General features: G+C 68.0%; 16 protein-coding genes. 6 read left to right on the forward strand and 10 right to left on the reverse strand.

Annotated features, from left to right (window positions below; translation table 11 throughout):
- Positions 1–81: 81 nt before the first annotated feature.
- Positions 82–2,172, reverse strand: a complete 2,091-nt coding sequence (locus tag AC3ANX_RS05555; protein WP_488336024.1) for a RelA/SpoT family protein — start codon at positions 2,170–2,172, stop codon at positions 82–84.
- A gap of 117 nt (positions 2,173–2,289) precedes the next feature.
- Between AC3ANX_RS05555 and AC3ANX_RS05560 the strand changes: the two genes are divergently transcribed.
- Together AC3ANX_RS05560 and AC3ANX_RS05565 are read left to right on the forward strand one after the other, a co-directional pair.
- Positions 2,290–3,072, forward strand: a complete 783-nt coding sequence (locus AC3ANX_RS05560; protein ID WP_488336025.1) for an SDR family NAD(P)-dependent oxidoreductase — start codon at positions 2,290–2,292, stop codon at positions 3,070–3,072.
- Positions 3,073–3,149: 77 nt separating this feature from the next.
- A complete protein-coding gene (locus tag AC3ANX_RS05565; RefSeq protein WP_488336026.1) occupies positions 3,150–3,296 on the forward strand; it encodes a lmo0937 family membrane protein in 147 nt (48 codons plus the stop codon).
- Between the two features lie 89 nt (positions 3,297–3,385).
- Here AC3ANX_RS05565 and AC3ANX_RS05570 read toward each other — a convergent pair whose 3' ends face one another.
- The 3 genes from AC3ANX_RS05570 to AC3ANX_RS05580 all read right to left on the reverse strand — a co-directional run bounded on the left by AC3ANX_RS05570 (position 3,386) and on the right by AC3ANX_RS05580 (position 7,308).
- Positions 3,386–4,723 carry a dihydrolipoamide acetyltransferase family protein gene (locus AC3ANX_RS05570; RefSeq protein WP_488336027.1) on the reverse strand — a complete coding sequence of 446 codons (1,338 nt, stop codon included), beginning with the start codon at positions 4,721–4,723 and terminating at the stop codon, positions 3,386–3,388.
- A 1-nt stretch (position 4,724) separates the two neighbouring features.
- Positions 4,725–5,729, reverse strand: a complete 1,005-nt coding sequence (locus AC3ANX_RS05575; protein ID WP_488336892.1) for an alpha-ketoacid dehydrogenase subunit beta — start codon at positions 5,727–5,729, stop codon at positions 4,725–4,727.
- Positions 5,730–6,021: 292 nt separating this feature from the next.
- Entirely contained in the window at positions 6,022–7,308 is a 1,287-nt protein-coding gene (locus AC3ANX_RS05580) for a thiamine pyrophosphate-dependent enzyme (RefSeq protein ID WP_488336028.1), read from the reverse strand.
- A 159-nt stretch (positions 7,309–7,467) separates the two neighbouring features.
- Between AC3ANX_RS05580 and AC3ANX_RS05585 the strand changes: the two genes are divergently transcribed.
- The 4 genes from AC3ANX_RS05585 (at position 7,468) to AC3ANX_RS05600 (ending at position 14,203) form a co-directional block, all read left to right on the forward strand.
- Entirely contained in the window at positions 7,468–8,247 is a 780-nt protein-coding gene (locus AC3ANX_RS05585; RefSeq protein WP_488336029.1) for an ImuA family protein, read from the forward strand.
- Between the two features lie 109 nt (positions 8,248–8,356).
- Positions 8,357–10,354 carry a Y-family DNA polymerase gene (locus AC3ANX_RS05590; protein ID WP_488336030.1) on the forward strand — a complete coding sequence of 666 codons (1,998 nt, stop codon included), beginning with the start codon at positions 8,357–8,359 and terminating at the stop codon, positions 10,352–10,354.
- Entirely contained in the window at positions 10,351–13,671 is a 3,321-nt protein-coding gene (locus AC3ANX_RS05595) for an error-prone DNA polymerase (RefSeq protein WP_488336031.1), read from the forward strand. The genes AC3ANX_RS05590 and AC3ANX_RS05595 overlap by 4 nt, the downstream gene beginning before the upstream one ends.
- Positions 13,658–14,203 (forward strand): 2'-5' RNA ligase family protein, encoded by a 546-nt coding sequence (locus tag AC3ANX_RS05600; RefSeq protein WP_488336032.1) that lies wholly within the window; start codon positions 13,658–13,660, stop codon positions 14,201–14,203. The genes AC3ANX_RS05595 and AC3ANX_RS05600 overlap by 14 nt, the downstream gene beginning before the upstream one ends.
- Positions 14,204–14,321: 118 nt before the next feature.
- Here the strand turns inward: AC3ANX_RS05600 and AC3ANX_RS05605 are convergent, their stop codons facing one another.
- The 6 genes from AC3ANX_RS05605 to AC3ANX_RS05630 all read right to left on the reverse strand — a co-directional run bounded on the left by AC3ANX_RS05605 (position 14,322) and on the right by AC3ANX_RS05630 (position 18,979).
- The gene (locus AC3ANX_RS05605; protein WP_488336033.1) at positions 14,322–14,636 is read right to left on the reverse strand and encodes a DMT family transporter; all 315 of its coding nucleotides are present in this window, start codon (positions 14,634–14,636) and stop codon (positions 14,322–14,324) included.
- A gap of 79 nt (positions 14,637–14,715) precedes the next feature.
- Positions 14,716–15,132 carry an ACT domain-containing protein gene (locus AC3ANX_RS05610; RefSeq protein ID WP_488336034.1) on the reverse strand — a complete coding sequence of 139 codons (417 nt, stop codon included), beginning with the start codon at positions 15,130–15,132 and terminating at the stop codon, positions 14,716–14,718.
- Positions 15,129–16,820, reverse strand: coding sequence for an alpha,alpha-trehalase TreF (treF, locus tag AC3ANX_RS05615; protein ID WP_488336035.1), 1,692 nt, complete (start codon positions 16,818–16,820; stop codon positions 15,129–15,131). Before treF ends, AC3ANX_RS05610 begins: the two co-directional genes overlap by 4 nt.
- Positions 16,821–16,857: 37 nt before the next feature.
- Positions 16,858–17,862 carry a fumarylacetoacetate hydrolase family protein gene (locus AC3ANX_RS05620; protein ID WP_488336036.1) on the reverse strand — a complete coding sequence of 335 codons (1,005 nt, stop codon included), beginning with the start codon at positions 17,860–17,862 and terminating at the stop codon, positions 16,858–16,860.
- A 64-nt stretch (positions 17,863–17,926) separates the two neighbouring features.
- Positions 17,927–18,622, reverse strand: a complete 696-nt coding sequence (ung, locus tag AC3ANX_RS05625) for a uracil-DNA glycosylase (protein ID WP_488336037.1) — start codon at positions 18,620–18,622, stop codon at positions 17,927–17,929.
- A gap of 48 nt (positions 18,623–18,670) precedes the next feature.
- Complete coding sequence (locus AC3ANX_RS05630; RefSeq protein ID WP_488336038.1) at positions 18,671–18,979, reverse strand: hypothetical protein; 309 nt, start codon at positions 18,977–18,979, stop codon at positions 18,671–18,673.
- Between the last annotated feature and the right edge of the window lies 1 nt (position 18,980).

The following is an 18,980-nucleotide window of genomic DNA, read 5'->3' on the forward strand; positions in this document are numbered from 1 at the left end:
TCGATACGGGTTCTCGATACGGCGCTACGCGCCTACTCGATCCCTACTCGGCACGAACGGATTGCATAAGCTTCGAGGGGTCTAAACCCGTTCGACCCCGCTGACCGCATCGGCCGCGCGCAACGCCGCGATCAGCCGCATCAGATGCTGCGTGTCGTGCACCTCCACGTCGAACGTGTTGGTGTGGAAACCGGTATCGCGGTTGTCGAGCCGCATGTTGACGATATTGGCCTTCTGCGCGCCGATGATCGTCGCGATCGTGCCGAGCGAACCCGGCTCGTTCTTCACGCCGACCGCGATCCGCGCGGTGCCGCCCTCGGTCTTTTCGCCCCAGGCGAGATCGACCCAATCGGCATCGTCCGCGCTCGCCAGCACCGGGCATTCGATGACATGGACCTCGATGCCCTGATCGGGGCGGCGTAGCCCGACGATGCGGTCGCCGGGCACCGGATGGCAGCATTCGGCAAGATCATAGGCCACGCCCGGCGTGAGCCCGCGGATCGAGATTGCCTTGGTCTGCGCGGGCGCCTGCTGCTGGTCGCTCGCCTCGACCGAGCCGGGCATCAGCGCCTCCATCACCTCGGCATCGGGAATGCGTCGCCTGGCGATCGCCTCCATCAGCGCCGCCTCGTCGGGCAGTTTCAGCCGGGTCAGCGCGACCTTGATCGCGTCGGGTCCGAGCGGGGCAGGCAGGCGCGAGAGCACCTCGTCGTACAGCTTGCGCCCCAGCGCCTGCGTCTCCTCACGCTCGGTCTGGCGCAGATGGCGACGGATCGCCGCCCGCGCCTTGCCGGTGATCGCGAAGTTCATCCAGTTGGGCTGCGGCGCCTGCGCCTTGGATCGCAGGATCTGCACCTGATCGCCGTTCTCGATCAACGTGCGCAGCGGCACCACCCGCCCGTTGATCTTCGCGCCGACCGCCTGATCGCCGAGATCGGTGTGGACCGCATAAGCGAAGTCGATCGGCGTCGCGCCCTTGGGCAATTGGTGCAGCTCTCCCTTGGGGGTGAAGGCGAAGATACGATCCTGGTACATCGCCATGCGGGTATGTTCGAGCAGCTCCTCGGGGCTCTCGGCGGTGTCGAGAATCTCGATCAGGTCGCGGATCCAGCTCACCTGCGTCTCGGGGCGGACCTTATCCTGCTTGTATGCCCAGTGCGCGGCGAGGCCGAGTTCGGCCTCCTTGTGCATTTCGGCAGTGCGGATCTGGATTTCGATACGGCGGTTCTCGGCATGGATCACCGAGGTGTGAAGCGAGCGATAGCCGTTGCGCTTGGGCGTCGAGATGTAATCCTTGAACCGCCCCGGCACCATCGGCCAGCGCCGGTGGATCGCGCCGAGCGCCGCGTAACATTCCTCCTCGCTGGGCACGATCGCGCGGAATGCCATGATGTCCGACAATTGTTCGAAGCTGATGTCGCGCTCGGTGGTCTTCTTCCAGATCGAATAGGGGTGTTTCTCGCGACCGGACACCTCCGCCTCGATGCCGTGACGCGACAGCAGCAGCTTCAACCCCGAACCGATCTTGGCGATCTTGTCGTCGCCACCCTCCTGAAGCTGCGCGAGCCGCCGCGTGATCGATTCATACGCTTCGGGTTCGAGCTGCTGGAAGGCGAGCGTCTGCATCTCCTTCATGAACTCGTACATGCCGATCCGTTCGGCGAGCGGCGCGTAGATATCCATCGTCTCGCGCGCGATGCGGCGGCGCTTCTCGGGGTTCGAGATGAAGTGCAGCGTGCGCATGTTGTGCAGCCGGTCGGCCAGCTTGACCAGCAGCACGCGGATATCATCCGACATGGCGAGCAGGAACTTGCGCAGGTTCTCCGCCGCGCGCTCGTTCTCGGTCTGCGCCTCGATCTTGGAAAGCTTGGTGACGCCATCAACCAGCCGCGCGACCGACGGGCCGAACAGCCGCGTGATCTCCTCCGGCGTGGCGACGGTATCCTCGATCGTGTCGTGGAGGATCGCGGTGGCGATCGTCTCGTCGTCCAGCCTGAGGTCGGTCAGGATACCCGCCACCTCGATCGGATGGCTGAAATACGGGTCGCCCGAGGCACGCTTCTGGCTGCCGTGCGCCTGCATCGAGAACACATAGGCGCGATTGAGCAACGCCTCGTCAGCGTCAGGATCGTAGCTCAGGACCCGATCGACCAGTTCATATTGCCGCAGCACTGCCCCCAAGAGTGGGGCGTACCATGCTGCTTGGCAACATAATCTTGATCGTGCAGCTGGGCTTTTCGATCATGGTGTCGTTGTTGCAACATGCGCGCGTGGGTAGGAGGCGAGACGATGGCACGTGATACCTGGCTCATCACCGGCGCATCGGCCGGGCTTGGCGCATTGTTCGCGCGGGACGCGGCGGCTGCGGGCCACGACGTGATCCTCGTCGCACGCCGTGCCGACCGGCTCGCGGCGCTGGCGACGGCGATCGCCGCGCGTGGCACCGCCGCGCATGTGATCGCCTGCGATCTGGGTGCGGCCGATGCAGTGACGGGGCTGATGCGCGAGATCGCCGCGCGCGGGCTGGTGGTCGATACGCTCGTCAACAATGCCGGCTTCGGCGTGCGCGGTGCGTTCGCGCAGAGCGAGGGCGACGTGCAGGCGACGATGATCGACCTCAACTGTCGCGCACTGGTCGAGCTGGCCCATGCCGTGCTGCCGGGCATGATCGCGATGCGGCGGGGCGGCATCCTCAACATCGCCTCGACCGCTGCGTTCCAGCCCGGACCGGGCATGGCGGTCTATTATGCGACCAAGGCGTTCGTGCTGAGCTTCTCCGAAGCGCTGCATGAGGAAGTGCGCAGGGATGGCGTGCGGGTGACGGCGCTCTGCCCGGGGCCGACCCGCACCGAGTTCGCCGAGGTCGCCGGCATGCGCGCGGGCGGCTTCTTCGACAAGAATGCCGCTGATCCCGAAAGCGTGGTGCGCGACGGCATGAAGGCGCTTGCGCGGGGCCGCGCGATCAAAGTGTCGGGCGCGGCGAATGCGGTGATGGCGGGGTCGGTCGGGCTGTTGCCGCGCGGCGCGGTGCGGCGGATTTCGGCGCGCGTCCAGAAACTGCTCGCCGGGTGACTTAGGCTTTTGTCACGGATGCGGAACGCTCCGGCCCCTCGCGACGTTCATACTTTGTTACAAGAGGGAGCCTGCACATGCTTTGGACAATCGCCGTCATTCTCGTCGTACTGTGGCTGCTCGGCTTTGCCGTGCACATTGGCGGCGGGCTGATCCATCTTCTGCTCGTGATCGCCGTGATCGTGGTGATCTTCCAGCTCATCACCGGCCGCCGCTCCTTATAAGCGGCTTGCGCTTGCGCCGCCCCGGGGGTGTTACCGGGGCGGCATAGCCAACGACGACCGTCCGCGCCGAGCGGGCGGTCGTCAGCGTTTCAGTCCGCGAACAGCAGGACCGGCGTTTCGAGATAGCGTTTGAGCGCCTGCACGAAACTCGCCGCGTCCCAGCCGTCGACCACGCGGTGGTCGCAACTGATCGACAGGTTCATCAGCTTGGCGCGCACGATATCGTCGCCCCTGAAGACAGGCCGCTCGACGATCTTGTTGGGGCCGATAATCGCCACTTCTGGGCGGTTGATGACCGGTGTCGTCGCGATTCCGCCGAGCGGCCCCAGCGACGTGACGGTCAGCGTCGATCCCGACAGTTCGTTGCTCGCCGCCTTGCCGGTGCGCGCCGCTTCCGCCAGTCGCGCAATCTCACTCGCGAGTTGCCACACGTTCCTGTCCTGCGCGTCGCGGATGACGGGCACCATCAACCCGGCATCGGTCTGCGTCGCCATGCCGAGATGCACCGCGCCGTGGCGCGTGACGATGCCCGCCTCATCGTCATAGCGCGCGTTGAGCATCGGGAAGGCGAGGATCGTCTTGCAGATCGCCGCGATCAGCAGCGGCAACATGGTCAGCTTGGGCCGGTCGCCGCGATTGTCGTTGAGGTCGGCGCGCATGTCTTCCAGCGCCGTCACGTCGATCTCATCGACATAGGTGAAGTGCGGGATGGCACGCTTCGACGCGGCCATGTTTTCGGCGATGCGGCGGCGCATGCCGATCACCTTCACCGTCTCGTCGGCGCGCGCGTGCGAAGTGTGCGGGGCGTGATAGCCCTGTGCCGAACCGTAGCGCAGATACGCATCGAGATCGGCGTGGCGGAGACGCTCGCCCTCGGCGGGCTTCACATGCAGGAGATCGATGCCGAGCGCCTTGGCGCGCTCGCGCACGGCGGGCGAGGCGAGCACCTGCGCCGCTTCCGCCTTCCCCGGCGTAGGTCGGGAGTCGGTGTCAGAGGCTGTGGTAGTGGAGCGCTCCGCTTCGCCATCAGCGTCCCCCGACTGGACCGGCGAAGCGGGGGACGGGGGCGCGGCAGGCGCAAGCACTTCCTCCACACCCGGATTCTCCGCCTCGAACACCTGCTCGGCCGGCGGCGTCACGTCGATCGGCCCGAGCGCGGGCGCTTCCTCAGCGTCGAAATCCGCCGCTTCGGTTTCGATCACCACCAGCGCCGCGCCGATCGACACCTGATCGCCGACCTCGCCGCCCAGTTCGACCACCACGCCCGACACCGGCGACTCCATCTCGACCGTCGCCTTGTCGGTCATCATGTCGGCGACGCGCTGGTCCTCCTCGACGCGGTCGCCCACCGCAACGTGCCAGGCGACCACTTCGGCCTCGGAAATGCCCTCACCGATATCGGGGAGCTTGAAGGTGAAGCGTGCCATGTCAGTCCTTCATCACTTTCTTGAGCGCTTCGCCGATCCGCACCGGCCCTGGAAAATACGCCCATTCGAGGCTGTGCGGATACGGCGTGTCGAAACCGGTGACGCGTTCGATCGGCGCTTCGAGGTGGTAGAAGCAGCGCTCCTGCACCAAGGCCGACAGTTCCGCGCCGAAGCCGCCGGTGCGTGTCGCCTCGTGGATGATCATGCAGCGCCCGGTCTTCTTCACCGATGCCTCGATCGTCTCGATATCGAGCGGCACGAGCGTGCGCAGATCGATGATCTCGGCATCGACGCCCGCTTCCGCCACCACGGCCGAGGCGACGTGGACCATCGTGCCATAGACGAGGATGGTCAGCGCCTCGCCCTCGCGCACCACGTTCGCCTTGCCGAGCGGGATCTTGTAATAGCCCTCGGGCACAGCGCCCGCCGGATGCTGCGACCAGTTCTGCGTCGGGCGATCCCAATGGCCGTCGAACGGGCCGTTGTAGATGCGCTTGGGCTCGAAGAACAACGTCGGGTCGTTGTCCTCGATCGCGGCGATCAGCAGGCCCTTGGCGTCGTAGGGCGTCGACGGGATCACCGTCTTGATGCCGGAGACATGGGTAAAGATGCCCTCGGGGCTCTGCGAATGCGTCTGCCCGCCGAAGATGCCGCCGCCGAACGGCGAGCGCACCGTGATCGGCGCGATGAATTCGCCCGCCGAGCGATAGCGCAGCCGCGCCGCCTCGCTCACCAACTGGTCAAGCGCGGGGTAGATGTAATCGGCGAATTGAATCTCCGGGACGGGGCGCAGGCCATAGGCGCCCATGCCGACCGCGACGCCGATGATGCCGCATTCGGTGATCGGCGTGTCGAACACGCGGGTCTTGCCGTATTTCGCCTGCAATCCCGCAGTCGCGCGGAACACGCCGCCGAAATAGCCGACATCCTCGCCCATCACGATGACGGCGGGGTCGCGCTCCATCATCACGTTCATGGCGGAGTTGATCGCCTGGATCATGTTCATGCGGGTGGTGGAGGTTTCGGGTACGTCGGTCACTTCATCACCTGCGTCACCCCAGCGGAAGCTGGGATCTTTCCGTTACGAAGCGCGCGCGAACCGCGAGAGACCCCAGCTTTCGCTGGGGTGACGCTGAGGGGGCGTGAAGATGCCCTCAAAACCGTCGCCCCGGCGCAGGGGCACCCCGCAAAGTAATACTTTGCGGGGAACCCGCAGGCCGGGGCCGCTGGGTTGCTTTGCGGGCGGATCGACCAAAACGCGGCGGCCCCTGCCTGCGCCGGGGCGACGATGGCGGCCATCACTTGCGCGCCCACGGACGGCCGCTCGCCGCTTCTTCCGCCAGCATCTGCGCCTGCTGCTCGCGCAGGTGCCACGGCATCTCCTCGAACACGCCGTCGAACAGCGAGTCGAGCGGCTGGTGCAGGCCGTGGCCGAGAATGCCGTTGGCCTCCGCCTCCTTCTGCGCGGCACGGACGGTCTCGGCGACCGCCTTGTCCTGCGCGGCGTGAGCGTCCTCGTCCCACTCGCCGAGCGCGACGAGGTGGTCCTTCAATCGCGTGATCGGGTCGCCGAGCGGCCATGCGCTCGCCTCGCCGGCGGAGCGGTACTGGCCGGGATCGTCCGAGGTCGAATGGCCTTCGACGCGGTAGGTGAAATGCTCGATCAGCGTCGGCCCCTGATTGGTGCGTGCGCGCTCCGCCGCCCAGGCGGTGGCGGCATAGACCGCGAGCGCATCGTTGCCGTCGACCCGCAGCCCGGCGATGCCGTAGCCGATCGCCCGCGCGGCGAAGGTGGTCGCTTCCGCACCGGCGAACCCGGAGAAGCTGGAGATCGCCCACTGGTTGTTGACGACGTTGAAGATGACCGGCGCGCGGTACACGGATGCGAAGGTGCAGGCCGAGTGGAAATCGCCCTCGGCGGTCGAACCCTCGCCGCACCATGCGGCGGCGATGCGCGTGTCGCCCTTCGCCGCCGATGCCATCGCCCAGCCCACTGCCTGCGGATATTGCGTGGTGAGGTTGCCCGAGATCGAGAAGAAGCCGGCATCCTTGACCGAATACATGATCGGCAACTGCTTGCCCTGCAACCGGTCGCCCCGGTTCGAGTAGATCTGGTTCATCATGTCGACCAGCGACCAGTCGCGCGCGATCAGCAAGCCCTGCTGGCGGTACGACGGGAAGCACATGTCGTCGCGATCGAGCGCAAAGGCGGCGGAGACGGCGACCGCCTCCTCGCCGGTGCACTTCATGTAGAAGCTGGTCTTGCCCTGCCGCTGCGCGCGGAACATGCGTTCGTCGAACGCGCGCACCGTCACCATGCTGCGCAGCATCGCGCGCAGCGTATCGGCGTCGAGGCGCGGATTCCACGGGCCGACCGCCTGCCCATCGTCGCCCAGCACACGAACGAGATCATAAGCGAGGTCAGTGAAATCCTCCGCGCGGTCAGCGGTGTCGGGGCGGCGCGCCTGACCGGCGGGGGGCAGCACGACCTGCGTGAAATCGACCGTGTCGCCGGGCCGGAAACGCGGCTCCGGCACGTAGAGCGAAAGGGGGGGCAGATTAGCGCCCTGTCGGTCGCTTGGCATCACATCTCCGCGGGTTCGATCGGGTTTCGCGCCCGAAATGATCTTATGCACCCTTGTTATTATATTTCAACAGCCTTGACCAGCGGTTGATCGCCAAAGGTGGTTGACTCAGCCGTGTCGATAAGAACAAAGTAGGAACATTCAGCAGCGAGTCGAATCGTGTCGTCAGCCACCATAGCAGAATTGCGCGAAAGCCTGCGAGCGATCCAGGGCGACGGCTACAAGCGTCGCCCGGTGCTGCCGTTCGGCGTGGCGGCGCTCGACGAGCGGATCGCGAGCGGGGGATTGCGGCTCGATTCGCTGCATGAAGTCGCCGCCGCCACCCCCGGACCGAGCGACGATGCCGCCGCCACCTTGTTCATGGCGGGTGCCGCCGCGCGTGCCTGGGGGCCGGTGCTGTGGGTGGTGCGCAGGCGCGATCTGTTCGCGCCGGGGCTTTATCAGGCCGGACTCGATCCGGATCGCGTGCTCTATGCCGAGGCGGCGGACGATGCCGAGGTGCTCGCGCTGATGGAGGAGGGGCTGCGGCATCGCGGGCTCGGCGCGGTGATCGGCGAGGTCAAGCGCGCCGCTTTGCCCAGCACACGCCGGCTGCAACTCGCCGCCGAGGGCGGCAAGACCATCGCGCTGTTGCTGAAACGCCACGCGCGCGAGGACGGCAACCCGCTGCACGTGCCGTCTGCGGCGATGACGCGCTGGCGGATCGGAAGCGCGCCCTCGGTGCCGCTGCCAGTAGAGGGGGTAGGGCGGGCCTGCTGGCATGTCGCGCTGGTCCGCCAACGCGGCGGCGAACCTTTCGAAACTATCATGGAGGCATGCGATGAAACGGGTCGCCTCGCTCTACCTGCCCGACTGGCCGATCGAACGGCTGCGTCGGATGGAGTGGATCGTTACACGTACGTCGACGCGGATCGCGACACCTACGTCGAAGCTGCGTGAGGCTGAAGTCGCGAGGCGAAATAGCGAAGCTATTTCGCACAGCGACAAAGCCGGCCGGCGGGGCGCAGCCCCGTCCGACGCCACGGGCTTTGCCCGTGGCGGGGCCGTTTTGGGCGGCACCTCCTCTCAAGCCAACCCCTCGCTCGTCGAAGCCGCCGCTGCCGAACGCGCCATCACCTGCTCGGTCCCGCGCGGGGGCGGCTGGCGCCCCGGCGCACGCTGGGCGAAGGGCGACGCGCGCGCGGAGATCGACGCGCAGATCGCCGCCATGCCCGCACACCAGCGGCCGCCAGTGCGCGAGATGGGCCGACGCAGCGAAGCAGCCCCGCCGCCGTTCCGCGCGATGCGTCCCGACGAGGCGACCGGCGGCAACCCGTTCCGCCCGGCCGGATCGGTGCCGAAGTCGCTCGGGCCCGACTCGCGCAGCGCCCCCGCTCACCCCGATTCGTCTGGCCGCGAGACGTTGCAGCGACCCAAGCTGCGCGACATCGCTCCCCCGAAAGCGATCGGGCGCCGGGTTCGGGAAAGCGGCGCAGACCGCCCGCTCGTCACCCGCATCAAGCAGGGCGGCAGTCTCGTCGTGGCGGCGGCCTGCCCGGCGGCGCGCGCGCTCGGCCTCGCTCCGGGCATGGCGATCACGCAGGCGCGCGCGCTGGTGCCCGATCTCGACATCCGCGATGCCGATCCGGCGGGTGATGCCGCCGATCTGCTGCGGCTCGCCATCACGGCGGCGCGACGCTGGACGCCGCTTGCCGCGCTGTCGGGGCCAGACGGGCTGTTCCTCGATATCACCGGCACCGCGCATCTGTTCGGTGGCGAGGCGCGAATGGCGGCGCGGATCGTGCGGCTGCTCGCGCGGCTCGGCTTCACCGCGCGGGTGGCGGTGGCGGATACCGCGGGCGCGGCCTGGGCGATGGCGCGGTTCGGTGCCGATCGTCGCCCCGGCGTAGGCCGGGGCCGCTCCGCGTCGGGCAATCGTTCCGCCTCGCAACACAGCGGCCCCGGCGCAGGGTGGGTGGTGGTGCCGCCTGGCGCGCATACCGACACGATCGCCTCGCTGCCGCTCGCGGCGCTGCGGCTCGAACCCGAAGCGATCGACGCGCTCGTCCATCTCGGCGTCGAGACGGTCGGTGGGCTTGCCGCGCTGCCGCGGGCCCCGCTCGCGCGGCGGTTCGGCGATGCGCTGCTGGCGCGGCTCGATCAGGCGAGCGGGCGGGTTGCCGAACCGCTCGACCCGGTCATCCCGCCCGAGCCGATCGGGGTGGTACAGCGCTTCGCCGAGCCGATCGCCACCGCCGAGGCGATCGAACACTGGCTGGGCGTGCTGATGCCGCGCCTCGTCACCGCGCTGGCGCAAGCCGGCAAGGGCGCGCGCGCCATCGACCTGATCGCCGATCGCATCGACGGCGTGCCGCAGCACCTTGCGATCGGTCTCGCCCGACCGAGCCGCGACGGCGCGCACATGCTGCGGCTCATCACCCGCCGCATCGCCGAGATCGCGCCGGGCTACGGCATCGACGCGCTCGCGCTCCACGTCCGCCGTGCCGATCGCCTCGCCGCGCAACCGATCGACGAACGGCTCGAGGAGATGCCCGCCGATATCGCGCCGCTGGTCGATGCTCTCGCCAACCGGATCGGCGATGCGCGGCTGTGGCGGATGCAGGCGGTGGAGAGCGACGTGCCCGAACGCTCGCTTGCTCACGCGCCGCCGCTCGCGCAAGCGCCGCGCGCGGGCGCACGTCTGAAGGCAGACGACGTACGGCGGCTCGATCGCGGGGTCGATCTCCACCCCTGGCATCCGCGCTGGCCGCGCCCGGCGCGGCTGCTGCGCCGGCCCGAGCCGCTCGACCATGTCATCGCCGAACTGCCCGATCAGCCGCCGCACCGCTTCACCTGGCGAGGCGAGACGCACCGCGTCGTCTGCGCCGACGGACCGGAGCGCATCCTCGGCGAATGGTGGCAGCGCGCCGCCGAGGCGCAGGTGGTGCGCGACTATTTCCAGGTCGAGGACGAGGCCGGCCATCGCTTCTGGCTGTTCCGCCGCGGCGACGGCGAGCGCAAGGAAACCGGCGATCTCGCCTGGTTCATGCACGGTGCGTTCGGGTGACGTACTGCGAACTCCAGGTGACGACGCATTATTCGTTCCTGCGCGGGGCCGCGTCGCCAAAGCAATTGTTCGAGGTCGCGGCCAATCTCGGCCTGCCGGCACTCGGCATCGTCGATCGCAACTCGGTCGCGGGTGTCGTGCAGGCGCTCTATGCGTGCGACGAGATTGCCAAGGCGGGTGTCACGATCCGCTCGATCCCCGGTTGCCGGCTCGATCTGGTCGACGGTGCGTCTTTGCTGGTCTGGCCCGAGGATCGCGCCGGCTGGAGCCGGCTCACCCGCCTTCTCACGCTCGGCAAGAGCCGCGCCGATCGCAAGGCAAGCGAGAAGGGGCAATGTTTCCTCCACTGGGACGATGTCGCCGCTTATTCGGACGGGCTGGTGGCGGCGCTGGTGCCCGGTCTTGCCGGCGCCGAACCGGTCGATCTGCGCTGGATGGCGGACGTGTTCGGCGCGCGCGGCCACGTCTGCCTCACGCAATTGCGCCGCCCCGGCGATGCGGTACGCCTCCACGCGCTCGACCGCGCCGCGCGCCGCTATGGGCTCACCCCGCTCGCCACCGGCGACGTGCTGTACGACCTGCCCGAGCGGCGGATGTTGCAGGATGTCGTCACCGCGATCCGCGAGAAATGCACGATCGACGAACTCGGCTTCCGCCGCGAACGCAGCGCCGACCGGCACCTCAAGCCGCCGGGCGAAATGGCGCGCCGCTTCCGCCATTTCCCGCACGCGATCGCGGCGAGCGCGGCGATCGCGGAGCGCTGCACCTTTTCGTTGCGGGAACTGCGCTACCAATATCCCGAAGAGCGCGTGATGCGCGAGCATACGCCGCAAAAGGCGCTCGAAAAGATGGCGTGGCGGGCTCTCAACGCATGGTTCGCGCGCGGAAAGGTGCGTGGGCCGCGACCGAGCGAGCGCTACCGGAAGCTGCTCACCAAGGAGCTCAAGCTGGTCAAGCACTGGCAGTATGCGCCGTACTTCCTCACCGTGCATTCGATCGTGCAATATGCGGTGAGCCAGCACATCCTCTGCCAGGGGCGCGGATCGGCGGCCAATTCGGTGATCTGCTTTGTGCTGAAGATCACCTCGATCGACCCGGTCAAGCATCAACTGCTGTTCGAGCGGTTCCTGTCCGAGGATCGCGGCGAGCCACCCGATATCGACATCGATTTCGAACATGAACGCCGCGAGGAGGTGATCCAATGGATTTACGACACCTACGGACACAAGAGTGCGGCGCTGAGCGCGGTGGTCAGCCGTTTCCGCTCGCGCGGCAGCATCCGCGAGGTCGGCAAGGCGCTGGGCCTGCCCGAGGACATGACCTCCGCGCTCGCCGGGCAGGTGTGGGGCTGGTCGAGCGAAAGCGTCCCCGACAAGCATGTCGAGGCGCTCAATCTCGACAAGACCGAACCGCGCCTCGCGCTTGCGCTGGATCTGGCAGGGCAGTTGATTGGCACGCCCCGCCACCTGTCGCAGCATCCCGGCGGCTTCGTGCTGACGCGCGACCGGCTCGACGATCTGGTGCCGATCGAACCGGCGGCGATGGTCGACCGCCGCGTCATCGAGTGGGAAAAGGACGACATCGCCTATCTGCACTTCATGAAGGTCGATATTCTCGGCCTTGGTATGTTGGGCTGTATGCGGCGCTGTTTCGACTTGCTGCACGCGCACAAGGGGCAGCGCCTCACGCTCGCCGATCGCGAAATGCAGATCGACGATCCGGACGTGTTCGAGATGATCCGGCGCGCCGACACGCTCGGCGTCTTCCAGATCGAGAGCCGCGCGCAGATGTCGATGCTGCCGCGCATGAAGCCCGAGAACTTCTACGACATCGCGATCCAAGTCGCGATCGTAAGGCCTGGGCCGATTCAGGGCGACATGGTGCACCCTTACCTGAAACGTCGCGAACAGGAGCGCGCCGACCGGCTGGCAGGACGCAAGAGTACGATTGATTATCCCAGTCCCGAGCTGAAGAGCGTGCTCCAGAAGACTTTGGGCGTGCCGCTGTTCCAGGAACAGGCGATGCAGGTAGCGATCGTCGGCGCGGGTTTTTCGCCGACCAAGGCGGACCAGTTGCGCAAGGCGATGGCGACGTTCAAATACACGGGCGGCGTCGGGGAATTTCGCGACGATCTCATCGAGGGGATGCGCCGCAGGGGCATAACCCAAGACTTCGCTGAACGGCTCGTCAAGCAAATCGAAGGGTTCGGGAGCTACGGCTTTCCCGAAAGCCACGCGGCGAGCTTCGCCAAGATCGCTTATGCTTCGTGCTGGATGAAGCATCATCATCCGGACGTGTTCTGCGCCGCGCTGCTCAACGCGCAGCCGATGGGTTTCTACGCGCCCGCACAGATCGTGCGCGATGCGCGCGAACATGGCGTGGAGGTGCTGCCGCCGTGCATCAACGCGAGCGATTGGGATACGGTGTTGGTAGAGGCGCCAGCGAATGGACTGGCGCCGCTTCGGCTGGGCTTGCGGATCGTCTCGGGCTTGTCTGGCGAGGATGTCGGTAAGGTCGCCATGGCGCGCGAGGTTGCTCCCTTCATCTCCGTGGAGGACGTCTGGCGGCGCACCGGCCTGTCGACGCTCGCGCTGGACAAGCTCGCACGCGCGGATGCGTTTCATGCGCTTGGGCTCGATCGGCGGCAGGCGCTTTGGGCGGTGCGCGGGCTCGGCGCCAAGCCGCTGCCGTTGTTCGCGGCGGCGGATGCCCGAATGGGGACGGAGCCGGCGGTCGCGCTCGTGCCGCTCACCGCCGGGCGCGAGGTGGTGGAGGATTACCGCGCGACGCAACTCTCGCTGCGCGCGCATCCGCTCACCTTCCTGCGCGGCGAACTGACGCGGCGCGGCATCCGGCGGTGCGGCGATCTCCAGCACATCAAGGACGGCGCGCGCGTCGAGGTGGCGGGGATCATCCTCGTGCGGCAACGGCCGGGCAGCGCCAAGGGCGTGCTGTTCATCACCATCGAGGACGAGACGGGCATCGCCAACGGCATCCTGTGGCCCGATCGGTTCGAGGCGCAGCGCCGCACGGTGATGAGCGCGACGATGGTGAGCATCATCGGGCGCGTGCAGAAGGAGGGGCTGGTGATCCACGTCGTCGCCGATCGCGTGGTCGATCTGACCGGGCTGCTCGGCCAGATCGGCGAGATCGACCTGCCTGGAGAGACTTGGCCGCGCCTCACCATGCCCGGCGACGGCGCGACCCACGGTGGCACGATCGACCCGCGCGACCCCGAGTGGAAGCGCGGGAGGATCGACTGGCATTACCGGGAGAAGCAAACGGTGATCCCGGTGAAGAGCCATGACTTTCATTGAGGCGACAGCCGAGCCCCGTCCGCTCTACATCTTCGCAAAGCCGCCACCGGAAGTTGCGCGTCTGGTCGATCGCGAGCGGCGTGCGCGGGGTATCGATCCGCGTTACGCGCCCGAGCGGTTCCACATTACGCTCGCCCGGTTCGGTGACAGTGGCGGCATCGCGCCGACAACCTTCGCGCAGATCGATCAGGCGGTAACGTCGCTCAGGATCGAACCCTGTCGCGTGCAATTCGACAGAATCCAACGGAACATGCTGATAGGCAGCAAGGGCCTGAGTGGTCTGCGTGCCGTACGACACACGCTGGTGCGGCGGCTCGGTAACTGCGGCGTGCCGATCCTATCGAGCACCGCGCAGCCGCACGTTTCGCTCGCCTATGATGCTCCGTTCGTCCCGGACGTCGTCATCGCCCCGATCGTCTGGCGGGTCGACGAGCTGTTGTTGGTCATCAGTCATCACGGCGAAGGGCGTCACGAGGTGTTGCGGCGCTGGCCGCTCACCGCCAGACAGTTCATGCTGCCGTTCGCGGCGTAGCTTTTCCTTCCAACCCATCGTGTTGAGGCGCCTTCACTTGGCTGGGCTGTTCAGGGCTTCTCCGTGCCCAAGGCACAGTCTAGCCACGCCATCGTTCGGGGCGAGCGGTGACGCTGCTCTAAGACGCCACCTTCAGGATCAGCAGGCCCGCCAGCAGCAACCCCGCGCCGAGCAGCCGCCCCGGCGTCGCCGCTTCACCCAGCAGCGCGATCCCCAGCACGAACGAGCCGAGCGCGCCGATGCCGGTCCAGATCATGTACGCGCTCCCCAGCGGCAGGCTGCGCATCGCATAGCCGAGCAGGCTGAAGCTCGCGATCATCGCCACCACCGTCACCACCGAGGGCCATACCCGCGTGAACCCGGCCGATTGCTTCATGAAATAGGCCCAGACGATCTCGAGCAGGCCGGCGATGGTCAACGCAATCCAGGGCATGCGGCCCTCCCTTGGTGAAAGGCCGGGCCGTCCCGGACAGATGCCCCGATCGGGTCGAGGGCGTGGCCTCGCGCGGGTTCTAGGCGGCGGGCGCCGGGCTGGCAACCTGCGCCTGGAGCCGGCGCAGCACCGCCAGCGCGCGTTCGGCATCGGCGGCGGGGACGAAGGCATGGTCGTGGTGGAACGCCGCGACCATGTTGCACGCGATCCCCGCCTCGGCGAGCGCACCCGCCACCGCCGCGGTCAGCCCGACGCCGTCGAGTGCCGAGAGCACCTGCAAGGTGATCTGCCGCATCGGCGCCTCGCACGCGAAGCCCAGCACCGCCGCCTCCGCCTGCGGCAGGATGCCCGACCAGCCCTCCGCCTCGCGGAACAAACCGATCGCGTAGGACTCGAAGCGCGCGGGATCGTCGGCGGTGCAGAACACGAAGCTGCCCGGCTGCAACAGCGGCGCCATGCCGCCGATCATCGCCTCGCGCCCGCTGACCGGCGTCACGAGGCCTTGCCGTAGCGGGCGATCAGCGCGCGCACCACGCCGTTGGTCCAGCCGAAGCCGTCCTGAAGCGGATATTCGCCACCGCCGCCGGGCCGCGCCTGTTCGACATCGTATTTCTCCAGCATCCGCCCGCTCGCGCGATATTCGTGCAGCACCGTGGCGAGGAAACGCTGGGCGAGCTCGCGCGCGGCGGTCTCGTGGCCGACACGGTTGAGCCCCTCGATCGCGATCCATTGCAGCGGCGGCCAGCCGTTGGGGGCGTCCCATTGCTCGCCGGTGCGCGCCTGCGTGGTCCGCAAGCCACCGGGTGCGACCAGCGAATCGGCGATGGTTGCGGCGACCAGTTCGGCGTGGTCGTGCGACGCCAAACCGGTGAACAGCGGAAAGGCGGTGGCTGCGCTCAGCCCCTTGCGCAAACCGTGTTTGGTGATGTCCCAGTCGCCATAGCGGCCGCCCTTGTCGTCCCACAGCCACCGCTCCACCGCCGCGCGGCGTGCGTTCGCCAACGCGTCGAAGCGGGTCGCGCACTCGGTGTCGCCGCTCGCGCGGCAACCGTCGGCGATCGCGCCCTCCATGCCGTACAGCAGGCTGTTGAGATCGACCGGCACGACGTTGGTGGTGTCGATCGTCGCGAGCGTCTTGCCGTCGGCGAACCAGCGCGAGCTGAAATCCCAGCCGCTTTCCGCCGCCGCGCGAATGTCGCGATACAGCGGCCCGGCCTCGCGTCCGATCTTCTGCTGGAGCGCGGTATCCTCGCGCCAGCTTTCCTCACGCGGGCGACCGGCGTGGCTGTAATAGCGGTTGAGCGTGCTGCCGTCGGGCATCGTCACCACGCGGTCCGGCTGCATCCAGAAATCATGCTCGCGCTTGAGCGCCGCGAGCCGCCGCGCCTCCAGCGCCGGATCGTGCGTGTCGGACAGCGCCATCATCAGGTACAATACCGGCGGCTGCGAACGCTCGACATAATAGCTGCGGGTGCCGTTCGGGATATGGCCGTAGCGTTCGACCAGCGACACGAAATCGGCGAGCATCGACTCGATCAGATCGGCGTGTCCGTCCGCCTTGAGGCCGAGCATCGTGAAATAGCTGTCCCAATAATACATCTCGCGGAAGCGCCCGCCCGGCACCACATAGCGATCGGGCAGCGCCAGCGCCGAACCCCCCGGCGTCGCGGCGAGCGGCGGGCGGGTGAGGTGCGGCCACAAGGCGGCGATATGGTCCTGCACCGGCGGCCGCGATGGGTCGGCAGGCGGGGTGGGGGCCGCGGCCGGCACCGCGAAGTTGCGCGCGACGAAGGCGTGGAGCGCGTCGGGGCTTTCGGGATGCGTCGCGCACCAGTCGGCGACGATCGCGCCGTGCGGGCGGATCGGCTCGGCATCGGCGAAGCTCTTGCTGTCGGGGTAGAGCCGCGCGTCCTGCACGGCGGTGAAGATCGGCCCGTACAGATCGAGCGGGGTCGGGACGGCGCCCGCGATCGGCGTGGCGGGGGGGATGCACGAGGCGACCTCCGCCACGACCGGCGGAGGTGCTGCGTGGCGGCGGTGGCGCGCGGTGCGGTGCTTCGCCGCCCGGTGCCCGGTGGCCCCGTGTTTGTTGGCGTGGCTGGCCGGACGCTGTGGGGGTGCCGCCTCGGCAACGGTCCCCCCGACGAGCGCGAGCAACGTGGCCGCCAGAATCGCTTTCAACACCCGCAAACCCTGCCCCCTTGTTCTGCGCGGGCGGGTTTTAGCCGCCGACGGTCTGTTCGATTACCCCGAAGATCGGGTGATGCCTATCGTCCTCCGCCCAGATCCGCACCGTATCGCCGCGTTTGAGGAACGGCGTGGTCGCGGCACCGCCCCGGATCGTCTCGACGGTGCGCTGCTCGGCGAGGCAGGCGTAGCCGACTCCGCCCTCCGCGATCGGCTTGCCGGGGCCGCCGTCCGCATCGCGGTTGGAGACGGTGCCCGAACCGATGATCGTCCCCGCCGCCAGCGCGCGCGTCTTGGCGGCGTGGGAGATCAGCGTGCCGAAGTCGAACGTCATGTCCTCGCCCGCCGCGACGCGGCCGAGCGGCGCTCCGTTGACGTCGACGTGGAGCTTGCGGTGGAACTTGCCGTCCTGCCACCAGTCGCCGAGCGCATCGGGGGTGACGAACACCGGCGACAACGCGCTCGCCGGCTTGGACTGGAAGAAGCCGAAGCCCTTGGCGAGTTCGCCCGGGATCAGCGCACGCAAGCTCACGTCGTTGACGAGCCCGACCAGCCGCACGGCGGCGAGCGCCTCGTCGCGGGTCGCGCCGGCGGGAACGTCGCCCGTCACCACCACCACTTCGGCCTCGAGATCGCAGTCCCAGCTTTCGTCGGCGAGCGGGATCGGATCGCGGGGCGCGAGGAACGTGTCGGAGCCACCCTGATACAGCAAAGGATCGTGCCAGAAGCTGTCGGGCATCTCGGCGCCGCGCGCCTGCCGCACCAGCGCGACGTGGTTCACATAGGCCGAGGCGTCGGCGAACTGGTAGGCGCGGGGCAGCGGGGCGGCGGCGGCGCTTTCGTGGAAGCGCCGCATCGGGATCATCTCATGCTCGAGATCGGTGGCGAGGTTCTGGAGATCGGGCAGCAACCGATCCCAATCGTCGAGCGCGGCCTGCAAGGTCGGCACGATATGCGCGGCATCCGCGCACCAGGCGAGATCGTTCGAGACGACGACGAGGCGGCCGTCGCGGCCCCCTTTCAGGCTGGCCAGTTTCATGCGCGCTCTCCTGCTTGTTATGGGCGGCGAGCATAGCTTTCTGGTCGCGCGTGTCGACCCGCCTCTACGCCGTCTCCGGCAACGCCCAGTCTACGGGCACGCGGCCATGTTCGCGTAAGAACGCGTTCGCTTTGGAGAACGGCCGCGAGCCGAGGAAGCCGTTGTGTGCCGACAAGGGCGAAGGGTGCGCCGATTTGAGCACGAGATGCCGCCCGCCGCGCGAAACGTCCTCGATGAAGGCGGCTTTCTTCTGCGCGTAATTGCCCCACAGCATGAACACGGTCGGCTCGCTCGTGGCGGCGACGGTGCGGATCACCGCATCGGTGAACCGCTCCCAACCGCGCCCCTGATGCGAGGCGGCAGCCCCCATCCGCACGGTCAGCACCGAATTGAGCAGCAGCACGCCCTGCTGCGCCCAATGTTCGAGGAAGCCGTGCCGCGCGGGCGCGATGCCGAGATCGGCCTGCATTTCCTTGTAGATGTTGACGAGGCTCGGCGGCACGCGCACCCCCGGCTGCACCGAGAAGCACAGGCCGTGCGCCTGCCCCTCGCCGTGATAGGGATCCTGCCCGAGGATGACGACGCGCACGTCCTCAGGCGCGGTCAGTTCCAGCGCGCGGAACCACGCGCCGCCTTTCGGGAAGATGCGCGCGCCGCTCGCCTTTTCGGCGGCGAGGAAGTCCTTCAGCGCGGCCATATAGGGGCTGTCGAACTCACCCCGCAGGGGGGTGAGCCATTCGGAGCGGAGCGTTACGGTCATCGTCGGCGTGCGTGCCGGATGGGCGCCGCGCCTGTCAATCCATGTCCGTCAGCCCGGCTCGCCCATGTCGGCGGGGGGATGTTCGGGATCGAAATCGGGCGTCTTGGGATCGCCGTAAACTTCGGTGGGTGCGGCGGCCGCGCCGTAAGCCGGGGCGGGATCGGCAGCGGTTGCGACGGCCGGTGCCGAAGCGGGCGCGGGGGCGACGAACGCGGGGAGCGGGGCGGAGGTCACGATCACCTGCGCCGGCGCTGCCGCATTGGCGCGACCGACCGGCGACACCACGGCGCCAAGATGCGGCGTCGCCACGGCGACCATGGCGAGGAACCCTGCGGACAGGGCAAGTTTATGCGACACG

The organism is Sphingomonas sp. BRN-1R, assembly GCF_057748035.1.